The sequence below is a fragment of the Hymenobacter canadensis genome (genome assembly GCF_027359925.1).
Taxonomy (GTDB): Bacteria; Bacteroidota; Bacteroidia; order Cytophagales; family Hymenobacteraceae; genus Hymenobacter; species Hymenobacter canadensis.
Genome location: NZ_CP114767.1, coordinates 2,873,390 through 2,888,454, shown reverse-complemented (window position 1 = coordinate 2,888,454; position 15,065 = coordinate 2,873,390). Strand labels below are relative to the sequence as shown.

Here is a 15,065-nt window from a genome sequence, read left to right as displayed (position 1 = left end):
TTCTCCCTGAATGAATACTTCGCTACCCGCGCCCAAGCAATATTTTCCGGCCCTGACGGGGCTGCGGGCCGTGGCGGCGCTGCTGGTGTTTGTGCATCACTTCAACCCATTTTCGGCAGAGAAATTCGGTTGGACGGTGCACACGCTGGCGGCCGAGCTGCACATCGGCGTGACCATTTTTTTCGTGCTGAGCGGCTTTCTGATCGGCTACCGGTATCTGGGCCAGGAGCGGCTGAATCTGCGGGCGTACTTCGCCAACCGTTTTGCCCGCATCTACCCGCTGTACTTTCTGCTCACGACGGCCACGTTCGTTCTGTTCTACTACCTGGGGCGCGACACAGCCGACAATCTGCTGGAGCAATACGTGCTCAACATCACGTTTCTGCGGGGCCTGTTTCAGCAGTATCTCTACACGGGCATTGCGCAGGGCTGGTCTTTGACTACCGAGGAAATGTTCTACGTGTCGGCGCCGCTGGCTTTCTGGCTGGTGCGGCGCAGTGCGCACTGGCTGTGGGCGCTGCCACTGCTGCTGCTGGCGGTGGGCGTGGCGCTGGTGCTGGCCGGGCGGCCGCAGCCCTGGCATGGCTTCTTCGATTCCTTCGATTTCCTGCTGCAGTTCGTGTACCTGGGCCGGGCCGCTGAGTTTTTCACGGGCGTGGCGCTGGCCTGGTGGCTGCGGCAGCGCGGCGGGCAGCTACCGTTCCGGGGCCTGACTTACGTGGGAGTATCCGGCATGCTGGCCTGCGTAGGGATGCTGAGTCTGCTGCACGGCCCCGAGGAGTATGCGTTCGGGGTAATGACCTGGCCCGGCATGTTTATTAATAACATCGTGCTGCCGCTGGTGGGCATCGGGCCGCTGCTGTGGGGGCTGGTGCAGGAAGATACGTGGCTGCGCCGCCTGCTGGGCAGCGCTCCGCTGGTGCTGCTGGGCAAAAGCTCCTACGCCTTCTACCTGATCCATATGGGCGTGTTTCAGCAGTTGCTATATGAGAAGGTGGGCAGCCAGGCGCTGTGCGTGCTGCTGCTGTATGTGACGTCCATTCTGCTGTACTGGCTGCTGGAAGAGCCGCTCAACCGCTGGCTGCGGCGGGTGCTGGGGCCGCCCACCCGCCCGGCTGAAGCCGCCCAAAAGGCAGCCGACGTAACTATATCAGCGTAAAGCAGGTAGAAACGGGTTCCGCATTCTATTCTGACATGAAACATCTGACTTTCCCGGGGCCGGTAGCGGCCCTGCTGTTGCTGGCTGGCTGCAATCAGGGCCAGCCCGCCACCGATACCCCCACCAACACGCCCGCCCAGACGGTAGCCACGCCGGATTCTGCCACCCAGCCCACTGCCACCGCACCGGCCCTGCCCGAGCCTTACGCCACCAAATCGGCGACCAAGCGCAGCAAGGTGATTGGCTGGCCGGCCGGCAAAACGCCGGTAGTGCCTGCTGGCTTCGTGATTACCGAGTATGCCGGCAGCTTTAACAGCCCGCGCTGGGCCTACATCACGCCCAACGGCGACGTACTGGTAGCCGAGTCCAACACGGTGCCGACTTCCTTCAAGAAGAAAGTAGCCGCCAAGCTGGAGCTGGATACCTCAAAATCCCTGAAGGAAACCAGCGCCAACCGCATCACGCTGTTGCGCGACACCAACAAGGACGGCAAGCCCGACGTGCGCGAAACCTTCCTGGCCAATCTTAACCAGCCGCTGGGCATGCTGGTGCTCGGCGACTATTTCTACGTGGCCAACACCGACGGCGTCGTACGTTACGCCTACAAGCCCGGCCAGACGAAAATCACGGGCCCGGGCCAGAAGATTCTGGAGCTGCCCGCCAGCGGCTACAACAACCACTGGACCCGCAACCTGCTGGCCAGCGCCGACGGCTCGAAAATCTACGTGAGTGTAGGCTCCGGCTCCAACGTGGGCGAAAACGGCATGGAAAACGAGCAGCGCCGCGCCAACATCCTCGAAATTAACCCCGACGGCACGGGCGAGAAAATATACGCCGCCGGCCTGCGTAACCCGGTGGGCATGGACTGGGCCCCCGGCACCAAAACCCTCTGGACGGCCGTCAATGAGCGCGACGAGCTCGGCGACGACCTCGTGCCCGACTACCTCACCAGCGTGCAGCCCGGCGCCTTCTACGGCTGGCCCTACGCGTATTTCGGTCCCAAGGAAGACCCACGCCGCAAGGGCGAGCGGCCTGATCTGGTAAAGAAAACCCTGGTGCCCGAAGTGGCGCTCGGACCGCATACCGCCTCGCTAGGGCTGGCGTTCTACAAAGGCCAGGCCTTCCCGACCCGCTACCAACAGGGCGCTTTCGTGGGCCAGCACGGCTCCTGGAACCGATCGGAGTTTACGGGCTACAAGGTGGTGTTCGTGCCATTTGCCAGCGGCAAGCCCGCCGGCAAGATGGAGGATTTCGTGACCGGCTTCATTGCCAATGCTGGCGAAAAAGAAGTGTACGGCCGCCCCGTTGGCGTCACGACGATGCCCGACGGCTCGCTGCTGGTGCTCGACGACGCCGGCAACAAAGTGTGGCGCGTAGCGGCCAGTAAAGGCTAATACTGCTCAACTTAAGGCCGATGGACGGCCGCTGAAATAAAAAAGGAAAGTTGCTGTAATGAGTTGCCGGTTCCGGCGATTTAGTCAGCATCTTTCCTTTTTCATTTCCACTCCTATGCGCCTGTTTCGTCAAACTGCCTTCGCGGCTGCTCTGTTGCTGACCGCCTTCACCGCTTCGGCCCAGAAGAAAACTGCCAAGTCGACCACCAAAGCCCAGCCTGCTGCCACGGCGGCGGCGGCCAATTCCCTGCTGTGGGAAGTGTCGGGCAAGGGCCTGAGCGCGCCGTCTTACGTGTTCGGCACCATCCACATGATTTGCCCGGCCGATATGCAGATGTCGGAAGCCGTGAAGCAGGCCGTGAGCAGCAGCAAGCAGGTGGTGCTGGAAATGGACATGGACGACCCCACGATGGCCCAGCAGGCCCAGGCCGGCATGCTGATGAGCGGCGGCCAGACCCTGCAGACTCTCATGTCGCCAGCCGACTACGCCGCCTTCGGTACCTACCTGCAGGCCAAAGCCGGCCTGCCCATCGACAAGGTGGGGGCCATCAAGCCGTTTTTTCTGGGCTCGATGCTGATGCCAGCCGTGCTGGGCTGCGCCCCGGCCAGCTATGAGGCCTCGTTTATGAAAATGGCCCAGGAGCAGAAAAAGGAAGTGCTGGGCCTGGAAACCATGCAGGACCAGCTCAGCATCTTCGACAAGATTCCATACGCCGCGCAAAGCAAGATGCTGACGGACATGGTGAGCAAGGAGGCGGAAATGAAGCAGGAAATGCAAGCATTACTGGCTCTCTACAAAACCCAACAGGTGGAAGCCCTACGCGACATGAGCTCGAAAAGCATGTTCGGCTTCACTGAATACAACGGCCTGCTCCTCGATGACCGCAACCAGCGCTGGATTGCCGGCATCGAGAAAATGGCTGCCAGCCAGTCCACGTTTTTCGCGGTAGGCGCGGCCCACCTCGGCGGCCCCAAAGGCGTGCTGGCGCTGCTGCGTCAGCAAGGCTACCAGGTGAAAGCCGTTCAATAGTCAGCAAAGCCCTGCCCCAAGAAGTCCGGGCCCCGACAGGCAGCACAGAACCGTGTTGCCTGTTGGGGCCCGGACTTTTGCGCTTCCAGAGGCGGCGGCCTTACCTTGCGCGGCCATGCTAACCTTCCTTCGCCGCTACCTAAGCTACCTGATTCCCCTGACCCGCACCACCACATCGGCCATCAACGGGCCGCTGGAAGTGACGTGGTACCGGGGCCGCAAGCTGCTGGATACGCGCCACGCCAACTATTCCTACGGCTCGCTGCAGCGGGTGCTGCGCTACGGACTGCTGTTTGTGGCCCCCGAAAAGGCTCAGCGGCTGCTGCTGCTGGGGCTGGGCGGCGGCTCGGTGGTAGAAACGCTGCGCAAGGAGCACCCCGCCGCCGGCCACCTCACCGCCGTCGAGCTGGACCCCACCATCATTCAGCTGGCCGCCACGGAGTTCAACATTCAGCCCGGCCCCAACCTCGATATTGTGTGTGCCGATGCCTTTGCGTGGGTGCGCACGGCCCCGGCGGCCACCTTCGGCCTCATCATCATCGACCTGTTTATTGACCTTGATCTGCCCGCCGGCCTCCAGACCGAGGACTTCTGGCAGCATATCTGGCGGCTGCTGGCGCCCGGTGGCCGGGTGCTGGCCAACACCCTCACGGCCGCTCACCTAAGTATTGAAGGGCAGGAGCTGGCCGAGTTTCTGCCGCAGCTGGGGTTCCGGGTGAAGGAAGTGGAAGTGGAGTTGTTGAACCGGCTACTGATTCTGGAAAAGCCGCTGGCGTAGCGACCATGAAGGCGTCGTTGCCGTATCAGGCGCGGCGCCTCTCCCCAGCGGACTGCCCCAAACCCGGGGCAGCCCGCCGGGCCACGGCGATACTCCGGCGGCTTTCCGCTTTCTTTGTAGTTCTATTCTACCACCTCGCCCTTCCGCATGGAAATTCTGAAGCATCTGCTCGACTTCATTCTGCACCTCGATAAGCACCTGGCTGAAATCATTCTGGACTACGGTGCCTGGACCTACGCCATTCTGTTCCTCATCATCTTCGTGGAAACCGGCGTGGTGGTGCTACCCTTCCTGCCCGGCGACTCGCTGCTGTTTGCGGCCGGCTCGCTGGCCGCGCTGCCCGGCTCTCCCCTGAACATCTGGGCCATGATTGGCCTGCTGATTCTGGCCGCCGTGCTCGGCGACACGCTCAACTACCACATCGGCGACTACCTGGGGCCGCGCGTGTTCCGTGAGAATTCCCGCTTTCTGAAGCGGGAGCACCTGGAGCGCACCCAGGCGTTTTACCAGAAGCACGGCGCCAAAACCATCATCATTGCCCGCTTCATTCCCATCATCCGCACGTTTGCGCCCTTTATTGCGGGCGTGGGCACCATGAGCTACACCAAGTTTCTGAGCTACAACGTGGTGGGCGCGGTACTGTGGGTGACGCTGCTGACCGGCGCCGGCTATTTCCTGGGCCGCCTGCCTTGGATTCAGCAGAACTTCGGGTTGTTCACGATTGGCATCATCGTGGTGTCGGTGCTGCCGGCTGTGGTTGAGTTCTTTAAGTCGCGCCGCGACGCGGCCAAGCAGCCGGCTGCCTAGCGCAGGCTGGGTTGTGCGCAGATCCGATACTAACATTCCGGGAAACCATCCTGGCCGTTTTGGCCGGGGTGGTTTTTTTTGTTGCTTGACTCCCGAAACTATCCTCCTGCCTTATGCCTGCCTTCGGACTTATCGGCCTGACCCTGAAGCATTCTTTCTCCCAAACTTATTTCAGTCAGAAATTCACCAACCTCGACTTATCCGACCATCAGTATGAGCTGTTTGAGCTGCCGGCCATTACGGCCCTGCCGGCCCTGCTGGCCCGCGAGCCGGAACTGCGTGGCCTCAACGTCACGATACCGTACAAAGAGCAGGTGTGGCCGTTTCTCAACGAGGTGGCGACCTCGGCGGCGCGGGTCGGGGCCGTCAACGTCATTGAGTTTGCCGCCGACGGACGCCTGATCGGCCACAACACCGACTACATCGGGTTTCGGGACTCGCTGCGTGGGTTTCTGCCTCAGCCGGTGCCGCATGGGCTGCGGGCGCTGGTACTGGGCAGCGGCGGCGCTTCCAAAGCCGTGGAGGTGGCGTTGCGCGAGCTGGGCATCAGCTATTGGGTGGTATCCAGAAACCCTCTGGGCCACGGCCTCACGTACCAGGAGCTGACGCCCACCGTGCTGGCCGACCATCCGCTCATCATCAACACCACCCCGCTGGGCACCTACCCCGATATCGAGCAGTGTCCCCCGCTCAATTACGCGGCCCTCACACCCCGCCACTACCTCTATGACCTCATCTACAACCCCAGCGAAACCGAGTTCATGAAGCGCGGCCAGGCGGCCGGCGCCCACACCAAAAACGGCTTCGAAATGCTCTGCATTCAGGCCGAGGAAGCCTGGAAAATCTGGAACCGGTAAGTGTTGGGTTGCTGGATTGGCGGGTTGGTGGCGTTTCCAGAACGTCATGCTGAGCTTGCCGAAGCATCTCGCTCGGCTGACACAGGATTAGTAGCCCAACATCAGCACGCGAGATGCTTCGGCTGCGCCTCTGCATGACAGTCACTCCATTAACCCGCCAACCCAACAATCCACCTACTGCTGGCCGCCGCCTTCGCCTTGCTTGGCGTCGTCGTTCTGGATGCCTTTGCGGCGCTTGGGGGCCTGGGTGGATACCTTGCCGAAGCGGTAGTTGAAGGCCAGGCGCACCCCGCGCAGGTAGATGTAATTGTTGCTTTCCTGGGTGAACTGCGGCGTTTCCAGGATGGTGCTCAGGTTGCGGGTGGCCTGCAGGAAGTTGTCGGCGTTCAGCGTCAGGTCGGCTTTATCCTGGAGCAGGTTTTTGCGCAGCCCCACCGAGTAGAACGTCCAGGCGGCCTGCTTGCCCTGCAGCTGGATGCGCGGTGAGTTCAGGCCGCCGTTGAGCTGCACGCTCAGGCCCCGGCGCCACGGCGTGGCCGTGTCGTCGCCGGGTTTGGCGAATTTGTAGCTGGAGTTGATATTGACGCTGTACATCAACCCGCTGTTGCGGAAGGCCGTGGTCGTGACATCCAGGGCCGGGCTGTTGAGCGAGACGTAGTAGAAGTTCAGGTTGCCGCTCAAGTCCCAGAGCGGCACCGGCTTAAACGAGCCGAACAGGCTGGCCCCGTAGGTGGCATTGCGCCCGATGTTGCGGAACGTCTGGTTCTGCACGCCCTGCGCATCCACAAACCGTACCGTCTCGATGGCATTGCCGGTGCGGCGCGTATACACCGAGCCGTTGAGCACCACGCCCTTCACGAACGTCGTGTAGTTGAGCTCGTAGCTGTCCGTGAATTCGGGGTTGAGGCGTGGGTTGCCGTAGCTGATGTTGAGCGAGTCAGATGCGTTGATGAACGGGTTGAGGTAGAAAATCTGGGGCCGCTGGATGCGCCGCGAGTAGGCCAAGCGCACCGTCTGGCCGGGCTTGCCGGGCTGGTAGCTCAGGCTGGCATTGGGCAGCATGTTGGTGTAGTTTTGGGTGAAGCGGCTGGCCTCGCCTTGGGTGAAGCGGCCTGTAATATCGGTGTGCTCCAGGCGGGCGCCCAGCCGGGTGCTCAGCTTCTTGCTCAGGTTGAAGCCGTAGGTGGCGTAGGCCGCCAGCACGTTCTGGTCGTAGTCGAAGGTGTTGGAGCGGGCGGCGCTGCGCATCAGCGGGCTGTTGCCGGTGGGGTCAATCTGCACGTCGTACTGGCTGCTCACGCGGCGCAGAATGCCCTTGGCGCCGGTTTCCAGGGTCGCGGTTTCCGAAAACGGGTGCGTGTAGTCGGTCTGGAGGGTGGTTTCGAGGTTGCGGCTCAGGTTGTCGCTGCCTTCGCGGTAGGTCCGCTCGCCCTCGGTGGCCCGGCCCGGAAACTGGTCGAGGTCGTAGCGCTGGGTGTTGCGGTTGCGGGTGTGCTGCCCCAGCACGCTCCACTCGCGCTTTGGCTGCCCCTCGAAGGTGCGGGTGTAGGAGCCGCTGGCGTCGTAGCTCTGGGTACGGAAGCCGCGGTCGGTGGCGCGCGTAAAGTCGGGTAGCAGCGCCGGCTGGTTGAACTGGTCGTAGTCGCCTTTGTTGCGGAACAGGCTACCCTGCACGCTCAGGTTGAAGTTGTGCTCCTTACTGGGGTCGTAGTCGAAGCCCAAACGCCCGAACCCGCCGCCGCCAATTGTGAATCCGTCGCCTTCCTGCCGCAGGGAGGGTACTAGCACATCCTGCGCGTCGCGCACGCTACGGGTCAGGTCGTTGCGGTTGGGGCTGTAGAAGGCAAAGCCGCTGGCCGAGCTGTTGATGCCGATTTTGCCGCGCCGCACGTTCAGCGAGGCGTTGGCGTTGGAGCTGCGCGTGCCGGCTGCCACGCCTACGCTACCGTTGGTGCCCTCCAGGTTGTTTTTCTTGAGCGTGATGTTAATGATGCCGCCCGTGCCTTCGGCGTCGTACTTGGCGCCCGGCGTCGTAATCACCTCCACCGTCTTGATCTGGTCGGCCGGAATCTGCTTCATAGCATCGGCCACCGAGCTGGCAATGATGCCCGACGGCTTGTTGTTGATGAGCACGCGCACGTTGCTGGTGCCGCGCAGCTCCACATTGCCCTCGGGGTCTACGCTGATAAGAGGCACCTTGCGCAACACGTCGGCGGCGGTACCGCCCGCGTTGGTCAGGTCGCGGTCGGCGTTGTACACGATGCGGTCCGGCTTGGTTTCTATCACGTCCCGCTCGCCGGTCACGGTCACTTCGCCCAGCTTTTGGGCCGTGGCGGCCAGCAGCAGACTGCCCAGGTCCACGGTGCCGTCCGTTACGGTCACGTTTTCCACCCGCACGCCATAGCCCAGAAAGCTCACCTGCACTCGGTAGGCGCCAGCAGCCAATCCTTTCAGCACAAACCGGCCCCGCTCGTCGGCGGCGGTGCCATCCAGCGGCCGCTCCCCGGTGGCCGGGAGCAGGGCCACAGTGGCGAATTCTACGGGCTTTTTGGTGGTAGCATCCAGCACGGTGCCCGTAATGCGGCCCGCGCCTTTGGGCGTTTCGGGCAGTGCCAAGCGGGGCGCAGCGGCTGGAGCCGGACGGGCGCCAGCCGGCACCGGATTGGGTGTCTGGGCCAGGGCTGGCAGGGTCAGCAGCGTGCTCAGTAGTAGTAGTGGTACGGTTGGTTTCATAAGGCTGGGAGAATATACCGGGACGAGCGTATAACGACAGATGCCGCAAAGTCTGGCTTGGCCGCAGAAGGTTGCAGCCGCCCGGCGAATCCGAAGAAACAGGAAGCTGTTCTGGCTGTTGCGGCCACAAAAAAAGCCGGCCACTCCTTGCGGAGCGGCCGACTAATGTTGCAGAGGTGTGCGGGACAATTTCTGCGTAAACGTAGCAAGAAAAGCTAATATTATTTCGTGCTCAACTTTTTGGCAATCTCGGCGGTGTGGCGGCCCTGATAGCGGGCACCTTCCAGCTCGTTGCTGCTGGGCTGCCGCTCGCCCTGGCCCCCGGCCACGGTGCTGGCGCCGTAGGGCGTGCCGCCCGTTACTTCGTGGTGGCCCATCTGGCCCTGCCACGCGTAGGGAAGCCCTACCAGCACGAAGCCGTGGTGCAGCTGCATGGTGTGCACAGCCCGGATGGTGGTTTCCTGGCCGCCGTGCTGGGTGGCAGTGCTCACGAAGGCGCCGCCCACTTTGCCTACCAGCGCGCCTTTGGCCCAAAGGCCACCGGTAGAGTCCCAGAAGGCCTGCATCTGGCCGCACATGTTGCCATAGCGCGTGGGCACGCCCACCACAATGGCGTCGTAGTCGGCCAGCTCGTCGGGCGTGGCTACCGCAATGTGGTCGAAGGCTTTCTGCGCCTCGGTGGCCCCGATCTGGTCCAGAAGCTCCTTCGGCAGGGTTTCGGGTACTTTCTTGATGACGACTTCGTTGCCTTCCACTTCGCGGGCCCCTTCGGCCATAGCTTCCGCCAGCTTGAACACGTGGCCGTAGGTGGAGTAGAACAGGATCAGGGTTTTCATGGGCAGTAAGGGTAAGGTGAGGGAATTGCTAGCGTGTATTCAACTGTAGCCGGCTCGCATGTAGCTACATGCGAGCCGGCTACTCCTATACTCGCTTGCGGAAAGCAAGGTTATTGGGTAAGGGCGGAAGATTTTGGCAACTTTTTTTGCGGATATTCAACAGCACATGCAACCGCCGCGGCGGGCGGTGGGCTCTTGGGGGTGTAGTGGCCGCTGGGCCGCAACCGGTTATCTTTCGATTCTCTGTTTCTGCCCTATGCCCACCTTATTTACCCAGCGTATGCTACCCCACGGCCAGCTCGCTAACCACGGCACCGGCGCCGCTGGCCGGCAAGGCAAGTGAGTGCGCTGTCGTCGGCGCTGCAGCCCCTGAGCGGGTTGCGGAGCATGCTGGCCGGTGCGCCGGCTTCGTCATCGGAAGCTCTCACGCCACCTACTCCTGCTGTGCGCCCACTTATCCCGCCTGCCCAGCTCAGCGAGGCCGAGCTGCTCGACGGCTGCCTGGCTGGCAGCCGGCTGATGCAGAAGTATCTCTACGAACGATTTGCGGCCCGCATGATGGCTGTGTGCCTGCGCTACGCCCAAACTACGTTCGAGGCCGAAGACGTGCTGCAGGAAGGATTCATTACGGTGTTCAAGAACCTGAGCAGCTTCCGCCGCGAGTGCCCGCTGGAATTCTGGATCCGGCGCATTATGGTGAATGCGGCCCTGCGCCAGCACCGCCGCAACGCCCCGCTGGTAGCAGTCAGCGACGGCGACTACCCTGCCGAGCTGGCCGGCGAGGAATTCACTCTCTCCAACTACGGGTTCGAAGACCTGATGGCCATGGTGCAGGAGCTGGCCCCCCGCTACCGGATGGTGTTCAACCTGTTCGCCATCGAGGGTTACGGCCACAAGGAAATCGGTGAGATGCTGGGCATTTCCGAAGGCACCAGCAAGTCGCAGTATTCCCGCGCCCGGGCAATTTTGAAGTCTAAAGTCGAGCGCCTTGATGCGCATTCCAATAATGGCACTTTCCGATCCTAACCACACCCCCGACCCACGCCCCACCGGCGACCTGGAGCATCTGTTCCGGCAGAAGTTTGCCGAGGCGGAGGTGACCCCGCGGGCCAGCCTCTGGGAGCAGCTCGACCACGAGCTGCTGGTGCAGCAAAACGATACGTACCGCCGCCGCCTGCTGGGCTACCGCTGGGCGGCGGCGGCTTCGCTGCTGCTGCTGGCCAGCGGCGGCACCTGGCTCACGCTGCAACCAAATGCTACCGGCGTGGCTTCTGCCGCTGCTGGCCTTCGCGCCGGCAGCCCGGTAGTTGGCGCCGCCGGTGCTGGCCGCACCTACGAGGCGGGCGGCTTCCAGGTGCAGCCTAGCGGGGCTGATGCCTCTGCCCGCCACTTTGGCCAGCAGGGCCCAAATACCTCGCCCGGCCCGGCCTACACGCTGGCCAGTGCTTCGCCAGCTTCGCAAACCGCTACCGGCACCAGCTTGGCAGCGCGCCCCAACGGCTACCTGGCCGCTGCCACGGACGAGCAGCGGTTCGGGTTGTACGATGGCCGCCGGTCTGGTGCCGCAAACCTGGGCTCGACGCTGATGCAGGAGGCCGGCTATACGGTGGTGGCCAGCGCCGCGCCGTGGCCGGCCGCTGGCAGCAGTGCCGAGTCGATGCTGAGCCGTTTGGCGGGCTTCGCCGGCAGCACCGCCGCCGGTTTCGGCCGCCCCGACAGGCTAACGTCTGCGGCGTCTACTTCTCCGGTTGCTACTATTCTGCTGGCCTCCGCTTCGCCTAAAAAGCTATTTGCGCCGGCTGCACAGGCAGAAGAAGAACAGCCAGTGCCCGCTCGGCGCCGACGCTGGAAGCTGAGTGCCGGCTACGCCGCCTCAGCTTTCAACCCCAACATCAACTATTCGCGCGCCTCACGGACGAGTACCACGCCATCGAACTCCGTGAATTTCTATTCGGCTGATGTGCAGGCGCAGGCTTACGAAACGGCCGCCTCCGAATACAAGTCCACGCTGCAGTCTGGCCTCGGGCAGCAGGTAGCGGTGCTGGCCAACTACAGCCTCAACCGCCATTGGGCCGTGGAAACCGGCCTGGCTGCCGGCCAGCAGGAAGCCACGTCGGCTACGTCGTGGGTGTTTCTGGATGGTAATTCTCCGCTGGTGTCGGCTGCCACCGCCGACCGTAGCCAGACCGGCAATACCATGCGTCCCAACGCCGACGTAGCGCTGCGCAACGTGCGCTACCGCTACCAGACGGCCAGCGCGCCCGTGAACGTGCGCTATACCACCAACTCGAAAAAGGGGTGGGCCCTCTACGCCAAAGTAGGTGCCGCCGTGAACGTGCTGCTGAAATCCCGCACCGAGCTGGAAGGCCTGCCCGAAGCTACCTCCACTTACAGCCTGGCCTCCACCAATTCGCCCTACCGCAAGGTGCTGGGCTCGGTGCAGAGCGGAGCCGGGGTACACTACCAGCCCGCCAACGCCACCTGGCGCCTGGCGCTGGGCCCGAAAGTGGAAACCGGCCTGAATACCCTCAACGACCGCCCTGCCGGTAGCTTCACGCGGCGCAGCCGCCCGTATTCCGTGGGTCTGGAAGCCAGCGTGGAGTTCGGCAACGCTACTTCTACCGCCGTAGCCCGCCGCTAGCCTGCTGCCCGGGCCGCTGCCGGCTTGGTAAACGAAAAAACCTGTTCGCCCGTCGGACAGGTTTTTTCGTTTGCCGGGAAACCTACACTTTGCTAACGCAGTTATGCTAGGCTGGCTTTCCGGCCGGCGGCCGGGCATTCCGGCGTCCACTCTTCCTGTTGCATGAAGTACCAACTCACCTCGGAATTCCAGCCCACCGGCGACCAGCCCAAAGCCATTGCCCAACTGGTGCAGGGCGTGAACAACGGCGAGCCGGCGCAGGTGCTGCTCGGGGCCACCGGCACGGGCAAAACCTTCACCATGGCCAACGTCATTGCCGAAACCGGCAAGCCGGCCCTGGTGCTCTGCCACAACAAAACGCTGGCCGCCCAGCTCTACGGCGAGTTCAAGCAGTTCTTCCCCAACAACGCCGTCGAGTACTACATCAGCTACTACGACTACTACCAGCCCGAGGCCTACATTGCCAGCTCCGACGTGTTCATCGAGAAGGATCTGGCCATCAACCAGGAAATCGAGAAGCTGCGGCTGCACACCACGTCCACGCTGCTCTCGGGCCGCCGCGACGTGATTGTTATTGCCTCGGTGTCGTGCATCTACGGCATCGGCAACCCCGAGGAGTTCAGCAAAAACGTGATTTACCTGGCTCCGGGCCTGAAATACTCGCGCAACAACCTGCTCTACCAGTTTGTGCAGATCCTGTATTCGCGCACCGAAATGGAGTTCACGCGCGGCACGTTCCGGGTGAAAGGCGACACCGTGGATGTGTACCCGGCCTACGCCGACCACGCCTACCGGCTGTTCTTTTTCGGCGACGAAATCGAGGCCATTCACAAGATTGACCCGCAGAGCGGCAAGAAGCTGGCCGACGAAAAGTCGGTGACGCTGTATCCGGCGCAGCTGTTCGTGACTGGCAAGGACACGCTCAACCAGGCCATCAAGGAAATCCAGTTCGACCTAGTGCAGCAGCACGCCTACTTCGAGAAGGAGGGCCGCGACTCCGAGGCCAAGCGCATCATGGAGCGCACCGAGTTCGACCTGGAGATGATCCGGGAGCTGGGCTACTGCTCGGGCATCGAGAACTACTCGCGCTACTTCGACGGCCGCCAGCCCGGCACACGGCCGTTCTGCCTACTCGACTACTTCCCCGATGACTACCTGCTGGTAGTGGACGAAAGCCATGCCACCATGCCCCAGATCCGGGCCATGTGGGGCGGCGACCGGAGCCGCAAAACGGCCCTCATCGAGTACGGCTTCCGCTTGCCCTCGGCCTTCGACAACCGCCCGCTCACCTTCAACGAGTTCGAGAGCATGTACCGGCAGGCCGTGTTCGTGAGTGCCACGCCCGCCGACTATGAGCTGACCCAGGCCAACGGCACCATCGTGGAGCAGATCATCCGCCCCACCGGCCTGCTCGACCCCGAAATCGACATCCGGCCCAGCGTCAACCAGATTGATGATCTGCTGGACGAGGTGGACAACCGCGTGAAAATGGGCGACCGGGTGCTCGTGACCACGCTCACCAAGCGCATGGCCGAGGAACTGCAGAAGTACATGGAGCGCCTAGGCATCAAGTCCAGCTACGTGCACTCCGACGTGAAAACGCTGGACCGGGTGGAAATCCTGCGCCAGCTGCGCCTCGGCGAAATCGACGTGCTCATCGGCGTAAACCTGCTCCGCGAAGGCCTCGACCTGCCGGAAGTGAGCCTGGTAGCCATTCTGGATGCCGACAAAGAAGGCTTCCTGCGCGACCAGCGCAGCCTGATCCAGACGATGGGCCGCGCCGCCCGGAACGACCGGGGCAAGGTGATTATGTATGCCGACCGTATGACCGGCTCGATGCAGCGCGCCATCGACGAGACCAACCGCCGCCGCGCCACCCAACTGGCCTATAACCAGGAGCACGGCATCACGCCGCGCACGGTGCGCAAGAGCCACGCCGAAATCATGGGCCAGACCTCTCTGTCGGACTACCGCATCCAGGACAATACGGCCTACGTGGGCCCGGAAGGCGACGGTGGGCTGGCCATTGCCGCCGAGCCCGTGGTGGCCATGATGGGCCGCACCGATTTGGAAAAGCTCATCAAGCAAACCGAGAAGCAGATGGAAGCCGCCGCCAAGGACCTGGACTTCCTCACGGCCGCCAAGCTCCGCGACGAGCTGGCCGCCCTCAAGCAGGTGCTCAAAACCAAGCGCGAGTAAGAGCCGCGCCTCAGAACGCTCATTCACAAAGCAGCCCCGTAGCAGAGATGCTACGGGGCTGCTTTGTGAATGAGCGAGAAACGAGGTTCGAACTCGCGACCCTCAGCTTGGGAAGCTGATGCTCTACCAACTGAGCTACTCTCGCTTGTGTACTACTTGGTGAGGCAAAAATACGCGGCAGAAATCAAAATGCAACCACCTTGTGGCCCTGCTGCGGCGGCCGGAGCGGGCCGCCGGGCCACAAAGGGCACTGAATTGCCGCAGGGCCTGTTATTGCCACTGCCAACACCTGCCCGAAATCCTGGTTTATCTGGGTAGTTGCGCTTTTTGCGTCTCACTTTAGCCCCTTGCTGGTTGCCTATGCCTCCGTTGCCACCCGTTACGCGTCGTATTGTAGGGATGATGACTGTGCTGGCCGGCTTTATGCTGCTGGTCGCGTTTTTTCTCCGGATGGGCCTCACGTACTACGCGTACAAGCAGGCAGGCCCGGCCGCTATTTACAACCGCGAGTTTCTGATGAGTTTGCTGCTGCTGGCTGGCAGCGGGCTGCTGCTGCGGTATGGCTGGCGTACGTGGCGCCCGGAAAACGACAGGCTGGGCTAGCCCTCGTGGCCGCCTAGTAGCGGCCCGC

At 62.6% G+C, this 15,065-nt stretch carries 12 protein-coding genes and 1 tRNA gene; 10 read left to right on the top strand and 3 right to left on the bottom strand.

The annotated features are described in order from the left end of the window. Positions 1-10: 10 nt before the first annotated feature. The 6 genes from O3303_RS12430 to O3303_RS12405 all read left to right on the top strand — a co-directional run bounded on the left by O3303_RS12430 (position 11) and on the right by O3303_RS12405 (position 6,025). On the top strand, positions 11-1,159 hold the full coding sequence (locus O3303_RS12430; RefSeq protein ID WP_269558716.1) for an acyltransferase family protein: 1,149 nt from the start codon (positions 11-13) through the stop codon (positions 1,157-1,159). Positions 1,160-1,194: 35 nt separating this feature from the next. Then, positions 1,195-2,553: a PQQ-dependent sugar dehydrogenase gene (locus O3303_RS12425; protein WP_269558715.1), complete on the top strand. Its 1,359-nt coding sequence runs from the start codon at positions 1,195-1,197 to the stop codon at positions 2,551-2,553. A gap of 115 nt (positions 2,554-2,668) precedes the next feature. After that, positions 2,669-3,583: a TraB/GumN family protein gene (locus O3303_RS12420; protein ID WP_269558714.1), complete on the top strand. Its 915-nt coding sequence runs from the start codon at positions 2,669-2,671 to the stop codon at positions 3,581-3,583. 115 nt (positions 3,584-3,698) lie between these two features. Then, entirely contained in the window at positions 3,699-4,361 is a 663-nt protein-coding gene (locus O3303_RS12415) for a spermidine synthase (RefSeq protein WP_269558713.1), read from the top strand. A 147-nt stretch (positions 4,362-4,508) separates the two neighbouring features. Beyond that, the gene (locus tag O3303_RS12410; RefSeq protein WP_269558712.1) at positions 4,509-5,168 is read left to right on the top strand and encodes a DedA family protein; all 660 of its coding nucleotides are present in this window, start codon (positions 4,509-4,511) and stop codon (positions 5,166-5,168) included. A gap of 113 nt (positions 5,169-5,281) precedes the next feature. Next, on the top strand, positions 5,282-6,025 hold the full coding sequence (locus tag O3303_RS12405; RefSeq protein WP_269558711.1) for a shikimate dehydrogenase family protein: 744 nt from the start codon (positions 5,282-5,284) through the stop codon (positions 6,023-6,025). A 174-nt stretch (positions 6,026-6,199) separates the two neighbouring features. Here the strand turns inward: O3303_RS12405 and O3303_RS12400 are convergent, their stop codons facing one another. Continuing rightward, the gene (locus O3303_RS12400) at positions 6,200-8,758 is read right to left on the bottom strand and encodes a TonB-dependent receptor (protein ID WP_269558710.1); all 2,559 of its coding nucleotides are present in this window, start codon (positions 8,756-8,758) and stop codon (positions 6,200-6,202) included. Positions 8,759-8,979: 221 nt separating this feature from the next. After that, the gene (gene wrbA / locus O3303_RS12395; RefSeq protein WP_269558709.1) at positions 8,980-9,594 is read right to left on the bottom strand and encodes an NAD(P)H:quinone oxidoreductase; all 615 of its coding nucleotides are present in this window, start codon (positions 9,592-9,594) and stop codon (positions 8,980-8,982) included. A gap of 444 nt (positions 9,595-10,038) precedes the next feature. On the opposite strand from wrbA, the gene O3303_RS12390 reads away from it, so the two are divergent. From O3303_RS12390 to uvrB, 3 genes are all read left to right on the top strand, one after another. Then, complete coding sequence (locus O3303_RS12390; protein ID WP_269558708.1) at positions 10,039-10,620, top strand: RNA polymerase sigma factor; 582 nt, start codon at positions 10,039-10,041, stop codon at positions 10,618-10,620. After that, positions 10,601-12,235 carry an outer membrane beta-barrel protein gene (locus O3303_RS12385; protein ID WP_269558707.1) on the top strand — a complete coding sequence of 545 codons (1,635 nt, stop codon included), beginning with the start codon at positions 10,601-10,603 and terminating at the stop codon, positions 12,233-12,235. The genes O3303_RS12390 and O3303_RS12385 overlap by 20 nt, the downstream gene beginning before the upstream one ends. 162 nt (positions 12,236-12,397) lie before the next feature. Further along, on the top strand, positions 12,398-14,434 hold the full coding sequence (uvrB, locus tag O3303_RS12380) for an excinuclease ABC subunit UvrB (protein ID WP_269558706.1): 2,037 nt from the start codon (positions 12,398-12,400) through the stop codon (positions 14,432-14,434). A 72-nt stretch (positions 14,435-14,506) separates the two neighbouring features. Here the strand turns inward: uvrB and O3303_RS12375 are convergent. Then, positions 14,507-14,579, bottom strand: a tRNA-Gly gene (locus tag O3303_RS12375). Positions 14,580-14,794: 215 nt separating this feature from the next. Here O3303_RS12375 and O3303_RS12370 point away from each other — a divergent pair. After that, positions 14,795-15,037: a hypothetical protein gene (locus O3303_RS12370; RefSeq protein ID WP_269558705.1), complete on the top strand. Its 243-nt coding sequence runs from the start codon at positions 14,795-14,797 to the stop codon at positions 15,035-15,037. The last annotated feature ends 28 nt before the right edge of the window (positions 15,038-15,065 follow it).